The sequence below is a fragment of the Bradyrhizobium sp. SZCCHNS2022 genome (assembly GCF_032377575.1).
In the GTDB taxonomy this organism is placed as follows: Bacteria; Pseudomonadota; Alphaproteobacteria; order Rhizobiales; family Xanthobacteraceae; genus Bradyrhizobium; species Bradyrhizobium aeschynomenes.
The window spans coordinates 3,895,431-3,918,879 of the sequence record NZ_JAUHHZ010000001.1 but is presented as its reverse complement, the minus strand read 5'-3'; the positions used below and the strand labels follow the sequence as shown (position 1 = coordinate 3,918,879).

Here is a 23,449-nt window from a genome sequence, read left to right as displayed (position 1 = left end):
GATCGTCATGAGCGACACTTTCGAGGACAACATCATGCAGGACTTCACCGCTGACGGCGCCCCCGGCGAGGACAAGGCGGCAACCAAGAAGGCCCGCTCGCGGAGCAGCCGGCCGCGGCCAGCGGCCAAGTCGGCGCCTGCCTCGGACCGGACGCCGGCACGGGACGGTCAGATGGCGGACATCGCTGCACAGCTTGCGGCCATCAAGCGCTCCCAGGCGGTGATCACCTTTGCGCTCGACGGCACGATTCTCGATGCAAACGACAATTTCCTGAATGCGCTGGGCTATACGCTGGCCGAGATCAAGGGGCAGCATCACTCGATGTTCGTCGATCCGGCCTATCGGGCCAGTCACGAGTATCGGCTGTTCTGGGACAAGCTTGGCCGCGGTGAATTCGATGCGGGCCAGTACAAGCGGATCGGCAAGGGCGGTCGCGAGGTCTGGATCCAGGCCAGCTACAATCCGATGATGGACTCCAAGGGGAAGCCGTATCGGGTGGTGAAATGCGCCACCGACATCACCGAGCAGGTGATGCGCAATGCCGATTTCAGCGGGCAGATCGCGGCCATCAACAAGGCCCAGGCGGTCATCGAGTTCACGATGGACGGCAAGGTGCTCAATGCCAACGAGAACTTCCTGAACACGCTCGGCTATACGCTGGGCGAGATCAAGGGCCAGCATCATTCGATGTTCGTCGAGGGCGCCTATCGAAGCTCCAACGAGTATCGCATGTTCTGGGACAAGCTCGGCCGCGGCGAATACGACGCCGGCCAATACAAGCGCATCGGCAAGGGCGGCAAGGAGATCTGGATCCAGGCCAGCTACAACCCGATCACGGGACCGGACGGCAGGCCGTTCAAGGTCGTGAAGTATGCGACCGACATTACCGAGGACGTGATCCGGAACGCCGATTTCAGCGGTCAGATCGCGGCGATCAGCAAGGCCCAGGCGGTCATCGAGTTCACGATGGACGGCAAGGTGCTCAATGCCAACGAGAACTTCCTGAACACGCTTGGCTATACGCTGGGCGAGATCAAGGGCCAGCATCATTCGATGTTCGTCGAGGGCGCCTATCGAAGCTCCAACGAGTATCGCATGTTCTGGGACAAGCTCGGCCGCGGCGAATACGACGCCGGCCAATACAAGCGCATCGGCAAGGCCGGCAAGGAGGTCTGGATCCAGGCCAGCTACAATCCGATCATGGGCCCCGACGGCAAGCCGTTCAAGGTCGTGAAATACGCCACCGACGTGTCCGAGCAGGTGAAGGCTGCACAAGCGCTCGAGGCGACGGTCGGCCAGATCCAGAGCGTCGTTGCCTCGGCAAAGGCGAATGATCTGGAGCCGCGGATCTCGATGGCCGGAAAGTCGGGTGATCTCGGCGAGCTCTGTTCCGGCGTCAACGGCCTGCTCGACACGATGGCGGCACAGGTCAGGGCCGCGGAGGCGCTGCGGGCTGCCGCCGTGCAGATCCAGGACGCGGTGGCCGCGGCCAAGCAGAACGATCTGCGTCCGCGTATCCCGATGGACAACAAGGCGGGCGAGATTCAGGAGCTGTGCGGAGGCGTCAACGGCCTTCTCGACACCATGTCCTCGATCATCAGCGACGTCGCGGACAGCTCGCACACGCTGTCGAGCGCCGCCCGGGAGATCGCGACCGGCAATACCGACCTGTCGCAACGCACCGAGGAGCAGGCCGCCAGTCTCGAGGAGACCGCGGCGAGCATGGAGGAGCTGACCTCGACCGTGCGGCAGAACGCCGAGAACGCGCAGCAGGCCAACAAGCTTGCTTCGTCCGCTTCCGACGTCGCGATCAAGGGCGGCTCGGTCGTGGCGGAGGTCGTGCAGACGATGGATGGCATCACGCAGGCCAGCCGCAAGATCGCCGACATCATCGGCGTGATCGATGAGATCGCGTTCCAGACCAACATCCTGGCGCTGAACGCCGCGGTCGAAGCTGCGCGCGCCGGTGATCAGGGTCGCGGCTTCGCCGTCGTCGCGGCCGAGGTGCGCAACCTCGCGCAGCGCAGCGCCAACGCCGCCAAGGAGATCAAGGGGCTGATCTCCGACTCCGTGTCGAAGGTGGAGTCGGGCTCGCGCCTGGTCGACACGGCCGGCAAGACGATGGAAGAGATCGTGCAGTCGGTGAAGCGCGTAACCGATATCATGGCCGAGATTTCGGCGGCCTCGCAGGAGCAGCGCGGCGGCATCGAGCAGGTCAACAACGCCGTCACGCAGATGGACAAGGTGACGCAGCAGAACGCTGCGCTCGTCGAGGAAGCGGCGGCCGCCGCCAAATCGATGGAAGAGCAGACCGCGGCCATGGCCGAGATGGTCGGCCGGTTCATGGTGCTGCCGGAATTCGAGCAGAGCCGGCCGCATCCGGCGCGGACCGGAAACCCTGTGGTCGATCGCTCGCTCGGCGCCTCCAAGGAAAAGCTCGCGACGATGCGCAACGCGGCTGCCAAGCCCGCGCCGGCATCCCCCCGGCACTCCGCTCCGGCAGCCAGATACTCCGAGACCGAGCCGACACGTCGCCGCGTCGTCGGTGCGGGAGATGCGGATTGGAAGGAGTTCTGACGCTCGCGGGGCGCCTCTGTGGCGCCCCGCAGGGTCTGGGAGGTGATGGTGGAAGAAGAGTTCGCGCTACACGACACGGACTTTCGCAAGCTCTCGAAGCTTGTGATGAGCACCGCCGGTATCGTGCTGAGCGAGCGCAAGCGCGCGTTCATTCATGGCCGGCTTGGCCGTCGCCTGCGCGCGCTTGGGCTGACAAATTTCTCACAATATTGCCGACTGCTGGAGGGGCGCGATGGCGACGACGAGCTGCGCAACTTCATCAATGCGGTCACGACGAACCATACGAGCTTTTTTCGCGAGCCCCACCACTTCGACTACCTGACGAAGGAGATCGTTCCCGGACTGCTCGATTCGAACCGCGATACCCGGCGCATGCGCATCTGGTCGGCGGGCTGTTCGAGCGGGGAGGAGCCATACAGCATTGCGATGACACTGCTGAGCGGTCCGCAATCATTGGCCGGCTGGAACGTCAAGATTCTCGCGACCGACCTCGACACTAACGTCATAGCGCATGCCGCACGCGGCATCTACGATTCGGAGCGTGCCGAAAGCATTCCTGCCCCCCTTCGCAAGCGTTTCACCACGATGCAGGAGGGGCAGGTCGCCATGAATGATGAGACCTGCGATCTCATTACCTTCGCTCATCTCAATCTGCTCGAATCCTGGCCGATGTCGGGACCGTTCGACGTGATCTTCTGCCGCAACGTGGTGATCTACTTCGACAAGCCGACCCAGCGCAGGCTGTTCGATCGCTATGCCGACATGCTCAAGCCGGATGGTTGGCTCATCGTCGGTCATTCCGAGAACCTGCTCGGCATCACCGACCGTCTCGAACTGGTCGGGCGCACCATCTACCGGAGGTGCAGATGACGGCCAGGACGAAGCGGCACCATTCGCACCCCCCTCACGTCAGCCATGAGCTTCCGGCCCGCGCGCGCCGGTACCTAGACAAGCGGTTCGACGCGATGGTCGTCAAGGTGCTGCCCGGTGAGCACTACGTCAGCGGCGAACGGCAGGAGATGCTGGTCACGATTCTCGGCTCTTGCGTGGCCGCCTGCATCCACGATCCGGTCGCGAAGGTCGGCGGCATGAACCATTTCATGCTGCCGGAGGCCTTCGACGACGAATGGGGCCACGCATCGGCGGGCATGCGCTATGGCAACGTTGCGATGGAGCGGCTGATCAACGACGTGCTCACGCGCGGAGGCACGCGCCGCCGGCTCGAGGTCAAGGTGTTCGGCGGAGCCAACGTGCTCAAGGGCCTGTCGAATATCGGTCACCGCAATGCCGATTTCGTCGAGGCATATCTGACGGCGGAAAATCTCCCGATCGCGGCCCATCATCTGCGCGGCTCGCAGCCGCGCCGCATCCACTATTTTCCCTTCAGCGGCAGGGTCATGCTGCTCGAGTTGCCGCGAAGCGACAGGTACGCCGTGGCGCGCGAAGAGACGTCATACAACTCCAAAATCCAAGCCAAACCCGTCGACGGATCGGTCGAGCTATTTTGAGGCAGCAGCATGAGTGTCATCCGCGTTCTGATCGTCGACGACTCTGCGTTCGTGCGCCAGGTTCTGACCGAGATCATGTCCAGTGATCCGGACATCGAGGTCATTGGTGCCGCGCCCAATCCGATCGTGGCGCGCGACATGATCAAGACTCTCAATCCGGACGTCCTCACGCTCGACATCGAGATGCCGCGCATGGACGGTCTGGCGTTTCTCGACAAGATCATGTCGCTGCGGCCGATGCCCGTGCTGATGATCTCGTCGCTGACCCAGAAGGGAGCGGACACCGCCGTCCGCGCGCTGGAGATGGGCGCATTCGATTGCGTCGCAAAGCCGGTGGTGGGGCTCGTCGAGGGGCTGCCGGCTCTGCGCAGCGAGATCGTCGGCAAGGTCAAGGCTGCGGCTGCGGCGAAGATCCGCCCGCGGGCGGGGGAGCCGGTCCGGCCCGCGCACCGACCTGGCGTGTCCTACAATTCGTCCGAGAAGATCATCGCGATCGGCGCCTCCACGGGCGGCGTCGAAGCGCTGCAGCAGCTGTTGACCGCCCTGCCGTCCGACGCGCCCGCAGCCGTGATCACGCAGCATATGCCGGCGAGCTTCACCGCATCCTTCGCCAGTCGGCTGAATCAGCTTTGCGCGGTGACCGTCAAGCAGGCCGAGAGCGGCGAGCGCGTGCTGCCCGGCCACGCCTATATCGCGCCGGGCGGCTTTCATCTCGAGCTCGCGCGCAATGGCGCGAACTACGTGTGCCGCGTTCATGACGAGCCGGCCGTCTCGGGCCACCGGCCGTCGGTGGACGTCCTGTTCCGTTCGGTTGCGCATGCGGCCGGCGCGAATGCGATCGGCGTCATCCTGACCGGCATGGGCCGCGATGGTGCGGTCGGACTGCTGGAGATGCGATCGGCGGGGGCGCCGACGATCGGCCAGGATGAGGCGAGCTGCGTGGTCTACGGCATGCCGAAGGCGGCCCGCGACTGCGGTGCCGTCGAGATCGAGCTGCCGCTCGGCAAGATCGCCGATCACGTGCTCAAGCGGTGTGAAGCGCTCGCTGCGCGCGGGGTCAGGGTGTAGCTCATGTTCGGTTGGAAAAACAGCAATGCGGCTGCGGTGAAGCTGCCAAGTCCCGAGCCGTCCGACGGACCGGCGCCCGAGGTGCCGCAACGCCAGGACGAGCTGATGCGGCGGTGGATTGCGTTCGCCGACATGCAGCAGCGCGTCATCAGAACGCTGGTCCACGAGATCCAGCAGACGTCCGCCGTCGTCGAGACGGAAGCCGACAACCTCAGCAGCCGGTTTCAGAATCTGGCGATCTGCGCCGGACAGCAGACGGAGCGCGTCGAAAGCCTGAGCCGGCTTGCAATCGGCATCGAGGTGGACGGAGAGGCCGTGGCGATCGACCGCATCGCGGTGCTGCTCGAGGAGACCTTGAGCGACGTCGTCGAGAAGATCCTCATGTTGTCGAAGGACGCGATGTCGATGGTCTATGCGCTGAGCGAGCTCAGCGCCAACGTCGATCGTGTCGACAGCTGCATGGAGGAGCTCAACAAGATCAATCGTGTCACCAACATGCTGGCACTGAATGCGCGGATCGAGGCGGAACGGGCCGGCACGGCCGGAGCCGCCTTCAGGGTCGTCGCCGGCGAGGTGCGGGAGCTATCCGGGGCGACACAGCGCCTGTCGGTCGACATGGCGACCGAGCTCAAGGCGGTCACCGAAGGCATCGCCGATGGTCATGCGACGTTGCAACGTGTCGCCACCATCGATCTGTCGCAGAACCTCATGGCCAAGGATCGGCTTCAGGTTCTGATGGAAGCCCTGATCCAGCGCAGCGGCAACCTGACGGAGGTCGTCGCCGACGCGATGAAGGAGGCCGAGGTGATCTCGGCCGACGTCGCCGGCATGGTGACGGGCATCCAGTTCCAGGATCGAACACGTCAACGGCTCGAGCACGTGGTGGATACGTTGCGCGTGGTCGACGAGGCGCTCGACGAATTGAAGACCACGACGGCGGAAACGCTCGATGCGCCGGTCGCGGAGACGCCAGGCGACAACGAGTGGGTCAAGGCGATGCTCGATCGCTTCACGCTCGGCGATATGAGGTCGCGGTTCGTTGCGCAGATTCTCGAGGGCAGGCAGCCGCCGGATCACGTCGATGCCGTCGCCGCTCCATCGACGACCGGCACGGTCGAGCTGTTCTAGGAGACATGCATGCAGATTCAGATTGACCGCACGGGCGGGCAGATTGCGATGAGCGGCGAGTTCACCTTCACCGACCACATCCCGTTCAAGCAGATGGTGACGGAGATCTTCGCCGCGCCGGGGAAAGCCGTGGTGATCGATCTTTCCAAGCTCGATTTCATCGACTCCGCGGGCCTGGGCATGCTGCTGCTGGCGCGTGACGAAGCCAAGAAGACCCATCGCGAGCTGATCCTGCGCGGGCCGATCGGGCAGGTGAAGCGAATGTTCACGGTGACCAAGTTCAACACGCTCTTCAAGGTGGAGGAGTGATCCTGGATGTGCGTGTCGGTCGATGAGCAGGTCGAGGCGGATGTGCTCGTGTCGTCCTGGAACGGCGTCTCCGAGGAGACGCTGGCGGCGGCGCTTGCGCAGCCCGTCCGGCAGTGCATCGAAGCCGTGCTGTTCGAGAGCCCCAGCAATGGTGCGGAGCGCGAGCAGCCCGCTGGAGACGGCCTGAGCCTGGTCGTCACGACGCGTTCGGCCTATCGCCATTCGATCGTGAGGACCTTCGTCGAGGCGCTGCGGAGCCGGCTGCCGCTGACCGAGGACCTGAAAATCAGGATTCACAGCGCCGCGCAGGAAGCGCTGATGAATGCCGTGCTCCACGGCAATCTGCGCATCGACGGCGCGCTACGCGGCGGCCTCGACGGCCTGATCGCGGCTCAGGCGATCATCGAAGCCCGGCTGGAGTCGCCCGACATCGGCGGCGCGATGATCCGCCTCGATGCCGCGTGGACCGCGTCGGACGTCGAGATCACGGTCAGCGACAGCGGCGACGGCTATGATTGCAGCAATGTCCGTCCCGCGGCCGAGGACGGCGCATCGGGGCGCGGCCTTGAGATATTGCAGGTGTTTTCCGATCGCGTCACGGTGCTGAACGGCGGCACGACGGTGCGGCTGGAGTTTCGCCGATGAGCCCGGTCATGGCGACGGTCGAGACCGCGGTCGACGAGAGAGCCGTGCCGGAAGGTCTTGCGGATGCCCGGATCCTGATCGCCGACGACGATCCCCTGTGCCGGCGTTTGGTCGCCGGCGTGCTGCGCGCGCAGAAGTTCACCAACATCGAATTTGCCGAGGGCGGGCTGTCGGCGATGGAGCAGGTCCGGCGCTTCCGGCCCGACCTGCTGCTGCTGGACATGCAGATGCCGGATATGAGCGGCCTGGACGTCTGTCGGCAGATTCGCGCCCAGCCCGATTTCGCCGATGCGCCGATCCTGGTGCAGACCGCGACGGTCGACCGCAAGAAGATGGGCGAGCTGTTCGCCGCAGGCGCCTCGGATTTTCTGTCCAAGCCGATCAATCCGTCCGAGCTGATTGCCCGCGTCGTGGTGCATCTCGAACGCTGGAACTCGCTGCGCGCCCTGCGTGACTATCGCGAGCGCATCTCGCGGGAGGTCGAAGCCGCCCGTCGCATGCAGGTCGAGCTGCTGCCGGATCCCATCACCCTGCAATGGGCTGCGCGTACGGCGGATCTGCGGATCGCCAGCTACAACAGGTCGTCCTCGGAGCTCGGCGGCGATCTGTGGGGCATGCTCCCGATCAGCAATGGCGCGTTCGGAATTTTTCTCGCCGACTTCACCGGCCACGGCATCAATGCGGCCCTGAACACGTTCCGCCTTCACGCGTTGATCCACGAATACAAGGCGCTGCACCACGATCCCGGTGCCTTGCTGTCAATGCTCAACGAACGCCTGGTCCGCCTGCTGCGCATCGGACAATTCGCGACTTTCATGTACGTCGTCGTCGACCATCGCGCCGGGGTGCTGAAATTCGCCTCCGCAGGCGCGCCCCCGGCGCTGCTCGTGCAGGGGATGAAAGGCCGCGCGCGCCTGTGCGACAGCAGTGGATTTCCGCTGGGCGTCGAGCGCGGCGTGCGCTATCGCACCTCGCGCCGCAAGTTTCCGCTGGGCTCGCTGCTGCTGTTGTTCAGCGACGGTCTCTCGGAGTTTCCGGATGCGGAGGGGAAGCGGATCGGCGACGACGGGCTGCTGGCGACGCTCGATACGTGCGCGCTCGCGCTGACGCCGCAGGAGGTGATCGACCGGCTCTGCGCTGCTGCCGGAATGACCGAGGGCAGCCCGCTGCCCGACGACACCACGATCGTCTGCATCGATCGTCGCGCGAGCCACCGACCGAACGATGGATTGCGTGATCGCGCCACGACGCAGCCGGTGACGAGTTCGTCCTGCGGAGGCCGATGACGTGACCGCCGCCGACGTTCCCCTGATCGACCACGATCAACTGGAGCTGCTGCAAGCCGCGCTCGACCCGAGCGAGCTGGGCGCGATGCTGGTTCAGCTTCCGTCCGCGGCCGACCAGGCGCTCTCCGCCATCAAGACGGCGCTTGCTGCCGGCGATCTGCCGCAGGCCCGCAAGGCGGCCCATGTCCTGAAAGGATCCGCGTCCAGCCTCGGCGCGGCGCGGCTTGCGGAGATCGCGCGAACGATCGAGCTGGAACTGATGACGGCCGGCGAGATCCAGGCCTGCCTGCCGGTCCTCGCCGACATCATCGCCGCCACCTCGGGCGAGCTGGCACGATGGGCCGAGCGCGCATGAAGCCGGCGGATCCGGACCCGGTGTCGTCGCCTTCATCTCCGGAGGGGCGGGCCGCCGCGCAGCGATCGCCGCGCATCGCCGAGCGCGGAAAGTTGTCATACCCGGCGATCATCGCCTCGGTTCTGGCCGCGGCGCTCTCGACTGCGCTCGTCGAATTGCTGACCGGCCTGCAGCAGGATCGTATCACGTCGCTGCTGATGCTCGCGGTCGCGGCCGTCATGGTCATGATCGTCCTGACATCGATGCTGATCCGGAAGAACCGGCACGCTCTGTCGCTGGCGCATGTGCTGGCGCGGCAGAACGCGCAGCTCGCGCAGACGACGCGGCTGCTCAACGACGCGCAGCGGATCGGCCGCCTTGGCCATTGGATGTCGGACGAGACCGGGGAGTTCGCGGTCTGGTCCGAGGAGCTGTTCGACATCTTCGGGCTCGCGCCGGCATCCCGCGTGTCCTTTGTCAAGATTCTCGAGATCGTTCATCCGGAGGATGTCGGCACCTATGTGCGCGCCCGCGATCGCTCCCGCGCCACTGGCTGTGCGTTCATCCAGGAGCTCCGTATCATTCGCCCAGACGGCCAGGTTCGCTGGCTGAGGATCGAAGCCGATGCCAACGATGCATCGGCGGAAGCGACGCAGTCGCGCTTCGGCATCGTCCAGGACATCACCGAACGGAAGCTTGCCGAGATCGCAGCGGAGCAGGCGCGGCTGCTGCTGATGGATGCGATCGAATCGCTCACCAACGGCTTCGTGCTGTTCGACAAGGACGACCGGTTCGTGATGTCGAACACGACGTTCCGCGAGATGTTTCCGTCATGGACCGTCCTGATGAGGCCGGGCGTCTCGTTCAGCGACCTGATGCGGCAGGCGTATGACCACGGCCTGATCCGGTCGAAGGGCGACCGGTTCGAGGAATGGCTCGAGCGCAAGCGCGCCTGGCATCTCGGCGGCAGCCGCATGATCGAGCGCCGCGAGCTCAACGGACGCTGGATCCAGAGCGTCGACCATCGGATCTCCGATGGCGGCACGGTCTGTCTCGTCACCGACATCACCGCCTTCAAGACGGTGCAGGCCGAGCTCGAGCAAAAGCTCGCTTACGTCGAGGCGATCCGCTCCGACCTCGAGAGGCAGAAGCAGGAGCTGGAGGCGACGGGGGCCGAGCTGCGCGCCGCGCGTGACGCGGCGGAGGCGGCCAATCGCGCCAAGTCCGACTTCCTCGCGATCATGAGCCACGAGATCAGGACGCCGCTCAGCGGGATGGTCGGCATGGTCGATCTGTTGCGCGGCACCTCGCTGACCGGGGAGCAGAAGCGCTACACTGCGCTCGCCAAGGAATCCGCGGACCTGCTGCTCGAGGTGATCAACGACATCCTCGACTTCTCCAAGCTCGAGGCCGGACGTCTGCAGTCGGAATGCATCGACTTCGACGTTCCGAACTTGATCCAGAGCGCGGTCTCGTTCATGGGGGAGAAGGCCAGGAAGAGGGGCCTCGATCTCGCGGTGACGCTCGCGCCGGGGCTGCCGCAATATCTCGAGGGCGATCCGACGCGCATCCGCCAAGTGTTGCTCAACCTCGTCGGCAACGCGATCAAGTTTACCGAGCAGGGCTCGATCCAAGTGCGTGCCTCGCATCGCCTGCGGGCCGACGGCGCGATCGATCTCACGATCGAGGTCATCGACAGCGGCATCGGCATGTCGCCGGAGATCCAGGCCCAGATCTTCGATCCGTTCGTCCAGGCCGATACGTCGATCTCGCGCAAATATGGCGGCAGCGGTCTCGGGCTCGCGATCTGCAAGCAGCTCTGCACGATCATGGGCGGCAGCATCGGCGTCGACAGCGAGCTGGGCCGCGGCAGCCGGTTCTGGTTCGAGGCCAAGTGCCGGCAGGGCGACGCTTTGGTGCTTCCGGCCGAGCCGGTGGTCTCGGCCATCGATCGCCCGCTCGAGATTCTGGTCGCCGAGGACAGCCCGATCATCGCGACGCTGATCCACAGCCTGCTGGTCAAGCAGGGGTTCAAGCCGACCAGGGTCGTCAACGGCGCCGAGGCCGTGGCGGCGGTCCTGGAGAAACCCTACGATATCATCCTCATGGACGTGCAGATGCCCGAGATGGACGGCATCTCCGCGACCCGGGCGATCCGGCAATTGCCGGGACCGCAGAGCCACGTTCCGATCATTGCGCTGACCGCGAATGCGCTGGTCGGCCAGCGCGAGGCCTACCTCGCCGCCGGCATGAACGACTACGTCACCAAGCCGATCCAGCCGCCGCTGTTGTTCGCTGCGATCCGGCGCTGCGCGCTGCCGCAATATGCCGACGCGCCGCCGCTGCAACCTGGCAGTCTCGGTCAGCTCGAAATGTTCGTGTCGTAGAAGCTCCGTGCGGTGGCGCGTGTCGCGACGCCGGGTGGGCAAAGCGACGCCGCAGACGGCGCGTGCCCACCTCCCGGATCTCAACTACACCACATGGAAGTTCGACACGGAGTCGTTCGCGAGCTGGGCGACCAGCTGAAGCTCCCAGTCGATATAGGCCTGCATCGCCTCGGCGGCGTTGTCGGTGCCCTCATAGGGACGCTTGTAGACGTCGTCCGCGGTCGAGATCCATGAATGCCGGTCGCTCTCGAGTGCGTGCTCGGCCGCGGTCCAGGCCTGCGTGCCGCCGGTGAGCACGCGAAGCTCGCGGCCCGTCGCGGCGCGCGCATCTGCCAGCGCAAACGCGGCCTCGGCGCCGTCGCTGCTGGTCAGCACCAGCGGCCCGTCGCCCGGCAGCTTCGCAAGATCCGATGAAAAGCGCGATGCCAGCACGAAATGTGCTCCCGGGATGTGCCCGGCCTTGTAGCTCGGGCTGCGCGCGAGGTCGACGACCGTCCACCCTGCGGCGTCAACCGCAAGCGCTGCGGGGCTGATTGCTGCGGCCGCAACATCCGGCAGCGGCGGTCGGCGGCCTATCGGAATCTGGGTTTCCGTCGGCGCCACCACGTCCGCTCCAACGATCGACGCGTCCCAGCCCATCTGCCTCAGCCACGATGCGGTCATGCGTGCCCGCACGCCGTCATCGTCGAACAGCACCAGCCGCGCGCCGCGCACGCCGACCCATTCGTCGGTCGCCTGCACGAGTTGGCCGCCCGGCGCCGACGCGAAGCCGGCAGGATGGCCCGCGGCATATTCCTCCGGCGTGCGGACATCGAGGCAATGGAGCGTGCGCATCGCGGCCTCTGACCGATAGCGCGCGAAGGTCGCTGCATCGAGCACCGCGACGCCGACGCGCTCCGCCCAGACCTTGGCATCGGCCAGCGCCGCCGCGTGGCTCGCTTGCGGCCGCTCCAGGAAGCGGGCCGTCCGGCCGCGCTCGACCTGATGGCCGGCCAGCGTCCAGCCGATGGTGCCGTTGCGCAGCGCGTAGATCCTGTTGCGAAGTCCCGCATTGATCAGCGACTGCGTGCCGATGATCGAGCGCGTGCGGCCGGCGCAATTGACGATGATCGTGGTGTCGGGGGACGGAGCGATCTCGCGCGCCCGGAACGCGAGCTCGCCGCCGGGGACGCTGACGCCGCGCGGAATGCTCATGGTGCGATATTCCTCGAAACGGCGGGCATCGAGCACCACGAGATTGGTCTCGCGCTCGATCAGCGCCTTGGCCTCGTCGGCCGACAGCGACGGCGTATGCCTGATGGCCTCGACCAGCTCGCCGAACGCCTTGCTCGGCACGTTGACGTCGCGGAATACCTCGCCCGCACGGGCATAGCCTGACAACCCGCCTTCGAGGACCGAGACGTCGGTGTAGCCCAAGGCGCGGATCCGCGGCGCGGCGCGGACGGCATAGCCCTCGCCATCATCGTAGACGACGACGGGCGCAGTCAGCCGCGGGATCAGGTCGAGGATGCGCAGCTCGATCTGCGACAACGGCAGCGACACCGCGAAGAACGGATGCGACAGCGAGTAAGGGCCTTCCTCGCGGACATCGAGCAGCGCCACCTCGTCGCCGGCGCGCCAGCGCCGCCGCAGCTCGGTGGGGCTCGTCAGGCGAGGTTGATCGGATGAAGCGGGCGGGCGAGGGGGCGTCGGCGACGTCATTCGAGGTTCCGCAAGTGAGGTCCGGCGCGGTCCCCGGTCCCGTGCATGCGCGTGTTGCAGACCTGCGGCATGGAAGGTTGTTCACGGTGCGCAGCCCGGGCCGGGACGCATGGAATGTCGTCCCTCTGTGGCGGCATGGCGGCCGTTTGTCCAGCCCATCGTCTCCGATCGCGCGCGGCGGCAGCGCCGGTCAGACGTGCGGGCCCAGCATGGCGATATAGAACAGGTCCTCGCTCGAGAGCTCAGCCGATCGGCGCGGCGCGACCGCGCTTCTGCGGCTTCTCTTCTCGGCCGACACGCGCTCGGGCAGCAAGTGATCAAGCCAACCTTCAATCCACGAGACGTAACGCACGACACCCTCCGCAGTTGCTGTGGCAAGAGGAAAGATCACGCAGCAGAACAGTCCCGGCAAGAGCTGCGCATGGCGCCGCGCAAAGTTTGACACATCATGCTCGTTGCAACGCCTCGACGGAAAATTCCTTTTCCGCATCGCGCGGATCGCATGGCTCCGCGTCCCCGGTGGATCCGTCCACATCGCCATTTCGACCCATCAGGCTGTCGTGCCAATGGCTGCGGAACGCCAGCCACGAGGCGTGATCCTGGAATGCGACCTCGGCGAACCACTCGACCGTCACGGCGCCGCTTGGCCAATAGCGTTCCCGGTCATGCCAGCACACGACCGGCCAGCGCGGGTTGCGATAGGAGCGGCCGCTGTCATCGTGCAGCGAGGGCCGGCCGAGATGATCGATCAGCCACGACATCACCTCCGGCAGGAACGTTGCGGCAAACGACACGCCGTGGCGGCCGAGCCGCTGTGGCATCCGCATGATCCGCTGATCGATGATCGCGAAGGCCGGCGGCACCGCACCGACGTTGAATTGCCGGATCATCAGCACCCGGAAGCCGCAATCGCAGAGCTCGGCGGGTACGGCGTGGATCGCCGTCGGCTGCAACGGAGCCGTCATATTCATACCAGTGCTCCTTTCGCCTGCGCGAGCATGTCGTCGGATGAAAGCGGCGCGCCGTCGCGCTCGACGACGGCACCGAAATCCCTTGCGAGCGCGGCGCAGACGGCGAGTGCGGCGGCCTCCTCGCGCGGATCTCCCGCCCATTTGAAGGTCATCATGGCGTCGCGCGCATCCGCGCGCGTCTCGGAGATGTCGGCGAAACGCAGATCAAATCCCGCATCCTCGCCGTCGAGCGTGCAGGGCAGATACCCGGAGCTCCGAAGCGGCGCGTAGCCCTCATCGAGCGTCAGCGCGAAGGGGAGGCGGTCGATGGCCTGCTGCAGCGCTGCGCGCATCGGCACATCGCTGCGCGTCAGATAGGCGGTCAGTAGGCGTGCCATCCGCATCTCCCCGTCGACCTCTGCACGATGCTGGTCGCAGCGTGCAGATGGCTTGGCGCGGAGCCGGAGATTTGGCCCGAATCCGACGCGACGAAAATCAACAATCCCCGACATTGCTGCCGGTCAGGGAGAGCAGATCAAGTTTCGTGCCAGACGTGCGGAGGTCAGTGCAGGCTGTAGCCGTCCGGATCATCGTGCGGTGTCGCAAGCTGCGCGATCGGGCTGGACTGGTGATGGATCATCCGCCAAGCGCGGCCAATTCGCGTGAAGTGATTGGCGGCCGCCAGTGCCGCGCCGTCCACCAGCTCGATGCACAGCACGTGGCCGTGGTCGCCGTCGACGATGGCGTGCGGATCGGCGCAGACGATGTTCGGCCGGCTTGCGTTGCCGAGGATGTCGCGCCAGCTGCCGATCACGGCGGCGCGACCGACGATCGCCGGCCATCCCGGATGAATGCAGGAGATGCCGTCGCCATCGGCCCAGAGCGCCGCGAGTGCGCCGAAGTCGCCGGCCTTGAAGGCTGCGTAGAAGGCCGCGTTGGCGGCCAGGATCTCGCTCTCGTCGCTCATTGCAATGAGGTGGGCCAATCGTCTGCGAAAATCAAGCCATGTCTGGAAACGTACACCCCGCGCCGGAAAAAACTTGCAAGCTTCTTGCAAGACCCCGGCGAGACGCGATCGCAACGCATCAGCCGAGGTCCTGCCATGCTCGAAACGGCCATTGTCGGAGGTGGATTGTGCGGAATGGCACTCGCACGCAGCCTGCAACAGCGCGGCGGCTCGTTCGCTGTGTTCGAAGCCCGACATCGCCTCGGCGGCCGGGTGCTGTCAGCCAGGAGCAGAGCGGGGCTGGCGCTGGATCTCGGCCCGACCTGGTTCTGGCCTGACACCCAGCCGCTGTTGGTCGGCCTGATCACGGAGCTTGGCCTGTCCGACTTTGCCCAGCACGATGATGGCACGGTCCTTCATCTGAAAGAGGCGGACAAGCCGGCCGAGCAGATCAGCGGGCCGCCGATTCATCAGGGCGCGCGTCGGCTGTCCGGCGGCATGACGCAACTGATCACGGCGCTGTCGCGCGACCTGCCGCAATCCTGCATCCATCTCGGCCACGAGCTGATGCGCATCGTCGATTGCGGCACGCATGTGCGGCTGATCTTCGCCACCGAGGCGGAGTCGGTTGCGATCGAGGCCAGGCGCGCCGTGCTGGCGCTGCCGCCGCGGCTCCTGATCGACCACGTCGGCTTCTTCCCGGCGCTCGACGATGCGACCTTCGAGGCGATGCGCAGCGCCGAGACCTGGATGGCGGCGCAGGCCAAGGTCGTGGTCGCTTACGACCAGGCGCATTGGCGCGACAAGGGCCAGTCCGGCAACGCCTTCGTCAGTCACGAGCAGGCCGTCGTCGGAGAGATCTTCGATGCCTGCGACGAAGGCGGCGATCGCGCTGCGCTCGGCGGCTTTCTCGCCTTCCCGCCCGATCTGCGCGAAGCCTTCAATGTCGGTCTGCCCATGCTGATGGACAGCCAGATGGTGCAACTGTTCGGATCGGCGCTGGAAGGCGGCGAGCAGCACTATCAGGACTGGGCGAGCGAGCGCTTCACCTGCAGCGCGCTCGACCGCACCACCCCGCGCGGCGAGCACAGCGAGATCGCCAATCCGATGCTGCGGCGGGCCCTGTGGGAGGGACGGCTGCATCTCGGAGGCGCGGAGACGGCAAGCCACGCCGCCGGCTATCTCGAGGGTGCGCTCAATGCCGCCAAGCGCATCGAGCGTGCGATCGTGCGCATGGGAGCCGCGCCCCCGAGCGGGCGCGCTCCTGCGGCGGGCGATGGTCTGTCCGGCAATGCTGCGAGCCTCGCCTGGTTCGCCGCCTGGGTCGCCGCGCAGCGCGATGCGGCGTTCGACGACTATCGGCAGCGGCTCGCCCGCAGTCTCGCCACGCAGCAGCGCGAGCAGCTGACGCAGCTCGCCGTCCTCGGCGCCATCGAGCAGGTGTTCGCCGCGGCCTTGCAGGTGCTGGATGCGCTGACCCTCGACCTGCGCGAGGTCGCGGTCGAGCGCGGGCGCTCGGCCCTGATGCCGGAGATCCAGAAGCCGTTCCGCGACGTCATGCAGTCGCTGCTCGACGACGCCGTCGCCTTCAATCGCACCTCCTGCGCGCTGTCGAACTTCCCGTTCGAGCACAAGCCGTCGAAGGACTACGTGCAGACGATCCTGCGCGACATCGCCGCGGCTTGGCAGGAGTTCTCGCTGGCGGCGAACCGCCTGCTGCTGGCCAAGGCGGAGGCGGTGCGGCGGCAGCCGACAGGCGTGTCGTCGTGATCAGGATGGATGTGAGTGGCAAGCGATGAAGTTGCAGATCGAACGCCCGGCCATCGAGGCGATGGCGGCCGCCTTCCCGAAGCTGGCGTCGCTCACGGAGCAACTGCGCTTCGGCGACAAGGTCGAGGTCAACCTCGCCCAGCTTGCGAGCGCCGAGCTCGACTTCCTGCGCAAGCTCTATCAGGAGGCCGGCCCCGAATGGCACGCCCGCGCCGCGCATATCGCGACGTTGCAGCGTGCTTTCAGCGATTCCGGCAGCCGCTTCTCGGAGCACGAGCTCGAGCAGGTGCTGCCGGCGATCGCGCGCTATCTGATCTCGGGGGCCATCCGCGGCTGGATGTTCACCGCCAACGTCGCCAGCCGGCCGCTGCCCTATGTCGTCACGCGGCTCGACTACACGGCGCCGTCGAACGACGAGGCCGGGCGTGTCTTCATCGAGCTGAAGGCCAACGCCAAGGGCGCGATCACGACATCGACCCTGCGCGTCTCAGTCGGGGACATCGTCGGCAGGACGGTGGCCGAGATCTTCGCCGCCAAGGGCTTTCTGAAGGAGACGCCCGAGCTGATCGCGGCCTATGACGAGACGGCGGAGCGCTATTTCGCCTGGCGCGGCCGCTACGGCGCGCAGTTCTCCGGCCGCGGCATCGGCTTCTTCGCCGATGATCCCAACTCCTCGCATCGCGACATGGACTGGTCGCGCAAGGACGTCATCGTGCTGTCGTCGGGCGGCGGCAGCGCGCGCCTCGTCAATGACGAGGGCATCCTGACCGAGCGTGCGCTGACGCTCGAGGTGACCGGCGACATTCTCGGGCAATATCTGCGCAAGGCGGCCAAGAGCAACCTCTATGACGCCGAGCAGGAGGTGGAGGAATCCAAGGCGGCGATCCCGAAGGGCGTCTTCTGCAAGATCCCCGTCCATCCCTACATGCTGATGTTCCATCTCGACCTGCACCATTATCTGTGGGTGCACGCCGACGACATGACGCCTTACGCCTACCAGCCCGAACTGAAGCAGAAGCTTGTGCTGCCGGAGGAGCAGACCGATCTGATCGACATCCTCACGGCGGAGATGGACCTGTTGATGGACGACATCGTCGCCGGCAAATCCGGCGGCACCACGGTGCTGTGCGCCGGCCCGCCCGGCGTGGGCAAGACGCTGACCGCGGAGGTCTATGCCGAGATCATTGGCCGGCCGCTGTATCGCGTGCACTCTGGCCAGCTCGGCCTGAATGTCGCGGCGATGGAAGGTGCGCTGAAGGATGCGCTGACGCGCGCGCAGCGCTGGGGCGCGGTCATGCTGATCGACGAGGCCGACGTCTACATCAAGCGGCGCGAAGACGACATGACGATGAACGCCGTCGTCGGCGTGTTCCTGCGGGTGCTGGAGTATTTCAACGGGCTGTTGTTCCTCACCACCAATCGCACCGACGACATCGATGAAGCGATCGTGTCGCGCTGCATCGCGCTGATCAAGTTTCAGGCGCCCGACGCCGATGCGCGCGGGCGGATCTGGCGGGTGATGTGCGAGCAGTTCGGGCTGACCGTCGACGCCGGCCTGGTCGCGCTGCTGGTGGAGACCTTCCCCGGCGCCTCGGGCCGCGACATCAAGGGACTGGCCAAGCTGGTCGCCAAATACTGCCATCACAAGAGCGTGCGTCCGACCATCGACGTGTTCCGCCGCTGCGCGATCTTCCGCGGCATCGACCTCGGCGAGCACGAGCAGTTGGAGGCGGCGGAGTAGGGGCTGGAAACGCCGGCCGTAGCTGTCTCGGCAGATGCATGCGTCAGTGATCGCCGCCGGATCTCTCTACACGTCATTCCGGGGCGCGTGCAGCGCGAGCCCGGTATCCATAACCACAGTCAGTCGTGATACGGGAGAGATGGATTCCGGGTTCGCGCCTTGCGCGCCCCGGAATGACGAGAGGAGAGAATCCGCTTCAACGCAAACAGGACGATGGGGACAAGCCTACTCGCTCATCTTCCCCAGCGCCGCCGGATTGTAGCCCTCTTCCCGCAGCACCCGCTGAACCACCGGTCGCGCCAGCATCCGCCGGTAGTGTGCGAGCAGGGTGGCGGGCAGTGCGATGCCGGTCTTGTCGGCCCAGAATTCCACATAGAACAGGATCGGATCGGCCACGGAGAAGTCGCCGCCGAGATAGGGCCGCTCGCCGAGCATCCGGCTCAGGATCGCAAAGCCCTTCACGACGATGTTGCGCCCGAGCGCGCGCACGGACTCCTGGTCGGCCTCGTTGCGGCTGAAGGTCGGCGTGGCGAAGATGCGGGCGAAGCCGTGGCCGTGCACGGTGCCGGCGATGTAGGTCATCGCCTCGAGCAGCCGCGTCTCGGTCTCCACATCGCTTGGCCACAGCCCGGCGCGCGGCCGCGAGCGGCCGAGCCAATAGGCGATCGCGGGCACCTCGGTGAGTACGCTGCCGTCGCTGCGGACCAGGGCGGGAATCGTGGATTTCGGATTGATCGCGACGTAGTCGGGCTTGAAATTGTCGCCGGCAGGAAGGTTCACGATGTAGGCCTCGAACACCTCCTCCAGCTCTTCGAGGATGATGTGGATGCCGGTCGAGCACGAGCCCGGCGTCATGTAGAACTTCATCGCGGCCATCATCGTCTCCTCACCGACATCATCAGTCGAACATCGCGGCATGCGGCACGCTTCATGCAAGGATCGGGACAGTTTCGACGATGACGCGCCGTGGTCCGACGATCCGGGCCACCGCCGTCAGGTTTGCGACAGGAGACGTCATCACGATCCAGGGCTCCCGTCGCGCCGTTCAGGGAGGTCAGCGCATGACGGAACGCGAGCCGGAAGTCTTCGTGATCTGTCCGACCACGAGCATTGCGCGGGGCGAAGCCAAGGCATTCAGCCTGTCGCGGATCGGCGACAATGGCGAGGCGCGGCCGTTCCCGATCGTGATCATCCACACGGCGGCCGGCGGCTTCGTCGGCTACGTCAACACCTGCCCGCACGAGGGCAAATGGCTGAACATCGGCAGCGGCCAGTTCTTCAACGCGGAGCACACGCTGCTGCGCTGTGGCCGGCACGGTGCGACCTTCGAGATCGACACCGGCCTGTGCAACACAGGGGCGTGTGCAGGCCAGAGCCTCGAGCCGATCGCCCTTGCCGTGATCGACGGCGACATCTGCCTGTGCGGTGTCGTCCTGGTGGAGGATCTCAGCTTCCCCGATCCGTTCGACGATCTCGACGAGACCATGGAGATCATGATCCATCCGGATTGAGGGGATGAGTCTGATTTTGAAGGATCACTCCCCCTCTTGGCCGATTGGGACGTAAGCTCTTGAGGCGAGGGCGGTCCGCTCCCTCTCCCCGTTCTCCACGGGGAGAGGGTTGGGGTGAGGGGCAGCCACACGGTCAGACTTTCTTGTCATCTGACACCTAGTAGGTCGCATCGAAGATGCGATGGCGCTCCCTCGATCCTCTGTCATGAGGCCGTATGTCGTTGGATGGTGTTGACACCGCCCGTGCCGCTGCCCCTCACCCCAGCCCTCTCCCCGTGAAGGACGGGGAGAGGGAGCGCGGCGTCGCTTGGGGTGGTCGCACGGCTTGAATCATCAAGTCCGGCAGGAGGACGTCGCTATCCGCGAATTACGCACTCCTTGCCGTCAGAACCCATCTGCCTTCTTGCCCCAGGGATGGCTGCCCGGCACAAGCTGCGCCTTGATGCCGGCCTTTTCGACATCGGCCCGCGTCTTGAAGAAGGTCGCCTCGTGCACCAGCGTGCCGTTCTTGGTGGTGACGGCGACGTAGCGCGCCACCGTATCGATGTCGCACAGATAGCCGCCGCCGGGATCGGCGGCGCTGCGCAGATTGCCATCCCAGTCCACGAAGAAGCCGTCACTCATGTCGTTCTCCACCTTCAATGTCATTCGGCTTGCGGTTGATCGGCGACCAGCTGCGCATAGGCGCGCGCGACGATCGCCTGGCATTGCAGCAGGCGCGCATGCTCGGCCTTGCTGATGCTGATCGTCTCGCCGCCTTCGTCGGCGGACGCGGTGGCCGCCTGCAGCGCCTCGAACAGCGCTTTTTCGAGCTGGTAGATGCGCTCGCTGGCGCGCTCCAGATAGGGGATCGGGTTGGCTCGGACATTGGCCTCATGCAGCGCATCGAGGCTGAGCAGCGTCCGGAAGCGGCGTTCGACCTGTCGCTGCTGCATTCCGAAATCGTGCTCGATGACGGTCATGGCCGGACCTCGGCGATCGGTGCCTTGGCCGCCTTGGCGGCGTTCCGCAGCAGGGTCAGACACTCGACCGAAGCGGCCATGTCGAGCGCGGAAAAGCCGTCGAGCGTCTCGGCGCCGATATTGGCGCCCTTGGCCAGCAGATGCGCGACTACATCGGCTTTGCCGGAGGAGGACGCATACATCAGCGCCGTGGCGCCGTTGTCGTTGCTGTTGTCGACATCGATGCCGGCCTCGACCAGTGCGTCGATGGCGTCGAGATGCCGACCGACGCAGGCGAGCCATAGCGCATTGTTGCCGTCGGCGTTTCGAGCCGAGATATCGGCTCCGGCGGCGAGCAGTTCGCGGATGACGGCGACGTTGCCGAGATGCGCGGCCTTCATCAGCGGCGTGGTCCGATTGGCAATGATGGCGTCGACGTCGTCGGCTGGAAATCCCTGCGCTGACAGCCATGCCGCCAGGCTAGGGCCGACCTGTGCGGCGCCGCTGCGCGCCGGGCGATGCTGCCGCCACGCCTCGTAGCCGCCGTCGAGGCTGTAGACCTCCGTGAAGCCGAAATCGGAGAAGGTCTGCGCGTACTCCTGGCTGGCATGGCCGTGATAGCAGTAGATCAGGATCGGCGTGCGCCGCGTCGTGCCGGCGATCAGCTCCGACAGATTGCGCTGCGTAAGGTGTTGCGCCCCCGTGAGGTGCCCGGCAGCGAACGCGGCCTGGTCGCGGACGTCGAAGCGCAGCACGTCGTCGCGCTGCAGCAGCTCGGCCGCCTGGCCGATGTCGATGCGCTGGAACGGAACACGCGGTCTCATGGCCATCCTTTCATGGCAGGACTCCCGCTTCATTGCGCGTGCGGCCGGGATAGGCCGGCAGCGTCGTGATGCGATCGTCGGTCAGGGGACGGCCGACGGTGAAGTGATAGAGGATCTGGAATTGAGAGCCGACGACGCCGAGCATCTCGTGCACGGAGTCGTCGAAATAGCAGCCGATGCCGGTGCCGCGCAGGCCGGCCGCCTCGGCTTCGAGATAGAGCGCGTGGCCGATCAGCCCGGCTTCCCAATGCAGTTGGCGATAGCGCCACGGATTGTCCGCGACCAGCGGCGCGAACTCGGCGAGCATCGCCACGGCCAGGCAGCTGTCGCCGGCAATGGCCTGGTGACAGCTCGCGGTGCGGATCACGCCGCGGCTGTCGGTCGGCAGCAGATGAAACAGCGGCAGGCGATCGGGGGCGCCTTCGACACGGCGCCAGTCGAAATCGGGGCGCAGCGCGCGGCGCAGCCGGCTGTCCGCGCCCTCGCTGCGCGGCAGCGCATAGAGCCCGGGCGTCATGCCTTCGACGCGATGCACGAACAGCAGCGGATGCAGCCGCGGCGCATAGGGCCAGGCGTTCCACGGCGGCCTCGCATGCGGCAGCAGCGCATCGAGCAGCTCATGAAGCGCGCCTGCGGTCATCGTGAACCTGGCGTCGAAGCGTTGCGCGCTGCGGCGATTGAGGATGAGCTCGGCCGCGCGCGTTGCCGGTCGCGGGGCCCGCGGCGGGCAGGCCGGAGGGGCCGCGACGGCGTCCTGCGCCGCGCCGGCCGTCGCCGCGCTCACCTCGGGAATGATGGGCCAGCGATAGAGCGGATGCCGGTCGAGCCGGTTGGCCGTGCCCTTCCAGCTATCGATGGCCGTGTCGGCGACGGGAAGGGCATCATGCGTCGACGGGCCGGCGTCGCGCGGGGTGATCGCGACCAGCACGTCCGCATCCTCGGTCTCGACGCCGGCGAAATCGCTGGCACGATCGAGACCCATGATGGCGGCCAACTGCGTGCCGCCGACGCCTTCGATCACATGCGCATGCCAGCCGAGCGCGGCCGCCGCGTAGCTGATGGCGCCGAGCGCGTGGCCGAGGTCGAGCTGGCAATAGCGGAAGGCGCGCTCGCCATATTTCCATGCCTCGCGCCAGTGGATCGAGGACAGGCCGAGCCACAGCCGCGGCTCGCCTTTTGCCGCCGTGCCGCGCCGGCAGCGCTGCTCCAGCACGTGATCGCGGCTGACATAGTGGTAGAGGCCGTCGCCGAGGCCGCTCACATTCGCCGCGATCACATAGGCCTCGGTCGGATGCAGATTGCCGCTCGACGGATTGCAGCGCAGCGCCCAGCGGTCCGGGCCATGCTCCTTCCACGCCGCCAGCCCGAACGACAGTTCAAGCAGCAGCGCAACGCTGTCGACGGTGAGCGGATGGATCGGCGCCGTGCAGTCGCAGGCCTCGGCGAAGCTCGTCGCGAGACGATCCGAGGTCAGCGGCAGATCAATGCGCGGGCAGCCGGCGAATTCGCGGAACGGGTTGGGCTGGGCGTCCCAGTCCAGCGTCTCCGGTCCGGCCGCATAGCGTTTCAGACTGTGCTTGGTGCGGGCGTGGTAGGCGAGCGCGATGTCGGCGGCAGCCGGCAGCCTGGCCACGCTGGACGGTGACACGGACATGGTTCCTCACAAGGCGCAATGTCGGAAGTCGCGCATGCTGGATGGTCGATGGGCGACCAGATGTGGCTGAGCAAATTTCGTTCCGGAAGACCGACCTTTCTCCGCTCGTCATTCCGGGATGCGCCCGCTTGGGCGCAGGCCCGGAATCCATAACCACGGCTGGTGGAT

General features: G+C 66.1%; 23 protein-coding genes. 13 read left to right on the top strand and 10 right to left on the bottom strand.

The genetic code is table 11. The features are described from left to right. Window positions 1-7: 7 nt before the first annotated feature. Genes QXZ94_RS17620 through QXZ94_RS17575 form a run of 10 tightly spaced genes read left to right on the top strand, consistent with a single transcriptional unit; the run spans window position 8 to window position 11,243 of the window. Window positions 8-2,578 carry a methyl-accepting chemotaxis protein gene (locus tag QXZ94_RS17620; RefSeq protein ID WP_409998753.1) on the top strand — a complete coding sequence of 857 codons (2,571 nt, stop codon included), beginning with the start codon at window positions 8-10 and terminating at the stop codon, window positions 2,576-2,578. 45 nt (window positions 2,579-2,623) lie between these two features. Beyond that, window positions 2,624-3,448: a CheR family methyltransferase gene (locus tag QXZ94_RS17615; protein ID WP_172133509.1), complete on the top strand. Its 825-nt coding sequence runs from the start codon at window positions 2,624-2,626 to the stop codon at window positions 3,446-3,448. Beyond that, window positions 3,445-4,086: a chemoreceptor glutamine deamidase CheD gene (gene cheD / locus QXZ94_RS17610; protein WP_172133510.1), complete on the top strand. Its 642-nt coding sequence runs from the start codon at window positions 3,445-3,447 to the stop codon at window positions 4,084-4,086. Before QXZ94_RS17615 ends, cheD begins: the two co-directional genes overlap by 4 nt. A gap of 9 nt (window positions 4,087-4,095) precedes the next feature. Continuing rightward, window positions 4,096-5,154 carry a chemotaxis response regulator protein-glutamate methylesterase gene (locus QXZ94_RS17605; RefSeq protein WP_315721467.1) on the top strand — a complete coding sequence of 353 codons (1,059 nt, stop codon included), beginning with the start codon at window positions 4,096-4,098 and terminating at the stop codon, window positions 5,152-5,154. Between the two features lie 3 nt (window positions 5,155-5,157). After that, window positions 5,158-6,282: a methyl-accepting chemotaxis protein gene (locus QXZ94_RS17600; RefSeq protein WP_315721466.1), complete on the top strand. Its 1,125-nt coding sequence runs from the start codon at window positions 5,158-5,160 to the stop codon at window positions 6,280-6,282. A 9-nt stretch (window positions 6,283-6,291) separates the two neighbouring features. After that, window positions 6,292-6,591 carry an STAS domain-containing protein gene (locus tag QXZ94_RS17595; RefSeq protein WP_172114063.1) on the top strand — a complete coding sequence of 100 codons (300 nt, stop codon included), beginning with the start codon at window positions 6,292-6,294 and terminating at the stop codon, window positions 6,589-6,591. A gap of 6 nt (window positions 6,592-6,597) precedes the next feature. Then, window positions 6,598-7,236, top strand: coding sequence for an ATP-binding protein (locus tag QXZ94_RS17590; protein ID WP_315721465.1), 639 nt, complete (start codon window positions 6,598-6,600; stop codon window positions 7,234-7,236). Then, the gene (locus QXZ94_RS17585) at window positions 7,233-8,522 is read left to right on the top strand and encodes a fused response regulator/phosphatase (RefSeq protein WP_315721464.1); all 1,290 of its coding nucleotides are present in this window, start codon (window positions 7,233-7,235) and stop codon (window positions 8,520-8,522) included. Before QXZ94_RS17590 ends, QXZ94_RS17585 begins: the two co-directional genes overlap by 4 nt. A 1-nt stretch (window position 8,523) precedes the next feature. Further along, window positions 8,524-8,877: an Hpt domain-containing protein gene (locus tag QXZ94_RS17580; RefSeq protein WP_315721463.1), complete on the top strand. Its 354-nt coding sequence runs from the start codon at window positions 8,524-8,526 to the stop codon at window positions 8,875-8,877. Beyond that, window positions 8,874-11,243, top strand: a complete 2,370-nt coding sequence (locus QXZ94_RS17575) for an ATP-binding protein (protein ID WP_315721462.1) — start codon at window positions 8,874-8,876, stop codon at window positions 11,241-11,243. Before QXZ94_RS17580 ends, QXZ94_RS17575 begins: the two co-directional genes overlap by 4 nt. A gap of 84 nt (window positions 11,244-11,327) precedes the next feature. Here the strand turns inward: QXZ94_RS17575 and QXZ94_RS17570 are convergent, their stop codons facing one another. The 5 genes from QXZ94_RS17570 to QXZ94_RS17550 form a co-directional block, all read right to left on the bottom strand. Further along, a complete protein-coding gene (locus tag QXZ94_RS17570) occupies window positions 11,328-12,944 on the bottom strand; it encodes a rhodanese-like domain-containing protein (RefSeq protein ID WP_315721461.1) in 1,617 nt (538 codons plus the stop codon). 190 nt (window positions 12,945-13,134) lie between these two features. Continuing rightward, window positions 13,135-13,296 (bottom strand): hypothetical protein, encoded by a 162-nt coding sequence (locus QXZ94_RS17565; protein ID WP_315721460.1) that lies wholly within the window; start codon window positions 13,294-13,296, stop codon window positions 13,135-13,137. Window positions 13,297-13,390: 94 nt separating this feature from the next. Then, window positions 13,391-13,909, bottom strand: coding sequence for a hypothetical protein (locus QXZ94_RS17560; RefSeq protein WP_315726338.1), 519 nt, complete (start codon window positions 13,907-13,909; stop codon window positions 13,391-13,393). Window positions 13,910-13,911: 2 nt separating this feature from the next. Then, window positions 13,912-14,292 (bottom strand): hypothetical protein, encoded by a 381-nt coding sequence (locus QXZ94_RS17555; RefSeq protein ID WP_315721459.1) that lies wholly within the window; start codon window positions 14,290-14,292, stop codon window positions 13,912-13,914. Between the two features lie 164 nt (window positions 14,293-14,456). Further along, window positions 14,457-14,861: a nuclear transport factor 2 family protein gene (locus tag QXZ94_RS17550; RefSeq protein ID WP_315721458.1), complete on the bottom strand. Its 405-nt coding sequence runs from the start codon at window positions 14,859-14,861 to the stop codon at window positions 14,457-14,459. A gap of 135 nt (window positions 14,862-14,996) precedes the next feature. On the opposite strand from QXZ94_RS17550, the gene QXZ94_RS17545 reads away from it, so the two are divergent. Both QXZ94_RS17545 and QXZ94_RS17540 read left to right on the top strand, forming a co-directional pair. Continuing rightward, window positions 14,997-16,610 (top strand): flavin monoamine oxidase family protein, encoded by a 1,614-nt coding sequence (locus tag QXZ94_RS17545; protein ID WP_315721457.1) that lies wholly within the window; start codon window positions 14,997-14,999, stop codon window positions 16,608-16,610. A gap of 25 nt (window positions 16,611-16,635) precedes the next feature. Beyond that, window positions 16,636-18,351, top strand: a complete 1,716-nt coding sequence (locus tag QXZ94_RS17540) for an ATP-binding protein (protein ID WP_315721456.1) — start codon at window positions 16,636-16,638, stop codon at window positions 18,349-18,351. Window positions 18,352-18,576: 225 nt separating this feature from the next. On the opposite strand, the gene QXZ94_RS17535 is transcribed toward QXZ94_RS17540, so the two are convergent. Continuing rightward, window positions 18,577-19,218 (bottom strand): glutathione S-transferase family protein, encoded by a 642-nt coding sequence (locus tag QXZ94_RS17535; RefSeq protein ID WP_315726337.1) that lies wholly within the window; start codon window positions 19,216-19,218, stop codon window positions 18,577-18,579. Between the two features lie 194 nt (window positions 19,219-19,412). Here QXZ94_RS17535 and QXZ94_RS17530 point away from each other — a divergent pair, with 194 nt between their 5' ends. Continuing rightward, window positions 19,413-19,862 carry a Rieske (2Fe-2S) protein gene (locus tag QXZ94_RS17530; RefSeq protein WP_315721455.1) on the top strand — a complete coding sequence of 150 codons (450 nt, stop codon included), beginning with the start codon at window positions 19,413-19,415 and terminating at the stop codon, window positions 19,860-19,862. A 384-nt stretch (window positions 19,863-20,246) separates the two neighbouring features. On the opposite strand, the gene QXZ94_RS17525 is transcribed toward QXZ94_RS17530, so the two are convergent. The 4 genes from QXZ94_RS17525 to QXZ94_RS17510 form a co-directional block, all read right to left on the bottom strand. After that, entirely contained in the window at window positions 20,247-20,486 is a 240-nt protein-coding gene (locus QXZ94_RS17525; protein WP_315721454.1) for a hypothetical protein, read from the bottom strand. A gap of 20 nt (window positions 20,487-20,506) precedes the next feature. Then, window positions 20,507-20,824, bottom strand: coding sequence for a hypothetical protein (locus QXZ94_RS17520; protein WP_315721453.1), 318 nt, complete (start codon window positions 20,822-20,824; stop codon window positions 20,507-20,509). Next, window positions 20,821-21,558, bottom strand: a complete 738-nt coding sequence (locus QXZ94_RS17515; RefSeq protein ID WP_315726335.1) for an ankyrin repeat domain-containing protein — start codon at window positions 21,556-21,558, stop codon at window positions 20,821-20,823. Before QXZ94_RS17515 ends, QXZ94_RS17520 begins: the two co-directional genes overlap by 4 nt. A 79-nt stretch (window positions 21,559-21,637) precedes the next feature. Next, a complete protein-coding gene (locus QXZ94_RS17510) occupies window positions 21,638-23,281 on the bottom strand; it encodes a nitroreductase family protein (RefSeq protein ID WP_315721452.1) in 1,644 nt (547 codons plus the stop codon). Window positions 23,282-23,449: the final 168 nt, after the last annotated feature.

What these genes read in the sequence shown, in the direction of transcription:
- QXZ94_RS17525 (WP_315721454.1), bottom strand. Translation starts at nt 20,486, where the DNA reads ATGAGTGACGGCTTCTTCGTGGACTGGGATGGCAATCTGCGCAGCGCC.
- QXZ94_RS17545 (WP_315721457.1), top strand. Translation starts at nt 14,997, where the DNA reads ATGCTCGAAACGGCCATTGTCGGAGGTGGATTGTGCGGAATGGCACTC.
- QXZ94_RS17590 (WP_315721465.1), top strand. Translation starts at nt 6,598, where the DNA reads ATGTGCGTGTCGGTCGATGAGCAGGTCGAGGCGGATGTGCTCGTGTCG.
- QXZ94_RS17595 (WP_172114063.1), top strand. Translation starts at nt 6,292, where the DNA reads ATGCAGATTCAGATTGACCGCACGGGCGGGCAGATTGCGATGAGCGGC.
- QXZ94_RS17510 (WP_315721452.1), bottom strand. Translation starts at nt 23,281, where the DNA reads ATGTCCGTGTCACCGTCCAGCGTGGCCAGGCTGCCGGCTGCCGCCGAC.
- QXZ94_RS17605 (WP_315721467.1), top strand. Translation starts at nt 4,096, where the DNA reads ATGAGTGTCATCCGCGTTCTGATCGTCGACGACTCTGCGTTCGTGCGC.
- QXZ94_RS17520 (WP_315721453.1), bottom strand. Translation starts at nt 20,824, where the DNA reads ATGACCGTCATCGAGCACGATTTCGGAATGCAGCAGCGACAGGTCGAA.
- QXZ94_RS17615 (WP_172133509.1), top strand. Translation starts at nt 2,624, where the DNA reads ATGGTGGAAGAAGAGTTCGCGCTACACGACACGGACTTTCGCAAGCTC.
- QXZ94_RS17535 (WP_315726337.1), bottom strand. Translation starts at nt 19,218, where the DNA reads ATGAAGTTCTACATGACGCCGGGCTCGTGCTCGACCGGCATCCACATC.
- QXZ94_RS17575 (WP_315721462.1), top strand. Translation starts at nt 8,874, where the DNA reads ATGAAGCCGGCGGATCCGGACCCGGTGTCGTCGCCTTCATCTCCGGAG.
- QXZ94_RS17560 (WP_315726338.1), bottom strand. Translation starts at nt 13,909, where the DNA reads ATGACGGCTCCGTTGCAGCCGACGGCGATCCACGCCGTACCCGCCGAG.
- cheD (WP_172133510.1), top strand. Translation starts at nt 3,445, where the DNA reads ATGACGGCCAGGACGAAGCGGCACCATTCGCACCCCCCTCACGTCAGC.
- QXZ94_RS17555 (WP_315721459.1), bottom strand. Translation starts at nt 14,292, where the DNA reads ATGGCACGCCTACTGACCGCCTATCTGACGCGCAGCGATGTGCCGATG.
- QXZ94_RS17550 (WP_315721458.1), bottom strand. Translation starts at nt 14,861, where the DNA reads ATGAGCGACGAGAGCGAGATCCTGGCCGCCAACGCGGCCTTCTACGCA.
- QXZ94_RS17530 (WP_315721455.1), top strand. Translation starts at nt 19,413, where the DNA reads ATGACGGAACGCGAGCCGGAAGTCTTCGTGATCTGTCCGACCACGAGC.
- QXZ94_RS17600 (WP_315721466.1), top strand. Translation starts at nt 5,158, where the DNA reads ATGTTCGGTTGGAAAAACAGCAATGCGGCTGCGGTGAAGCTGCCAAGT.
- QXZ94_RS17585 (WP_315721464.1), top strand. Translation starts at nt 7,233, where the DNA reads ATGAGCCCGGTCATGGCGACGGTCGAGACCGCGGTCGACGAGAGAGCC.
- QXZ94_RS17620 (WP_409998753.1), top strand. Translation starts at nt 8, where the DNA reads ATGAGCGACACTTTCGAGGACAACATCATGCAGGACTTCACCGCTGAC.
- QXZ94_RS17570 (WP_315721461.1), bottom strand. Translation starts at nt 12,944, where the DNA reads ATGACGTCGCCGACGCCCCCTCGCCCGCCCGCTTCATCCGATCAACCT.
- QXZ94_RS17540 (WP_315721456.1), top strand. Translation starts at nt 16,636, where the DNA reads ATGAAGTTGCAGATCGAACGCCCGGCCATCGAGGCGATGGCGGCCGCC.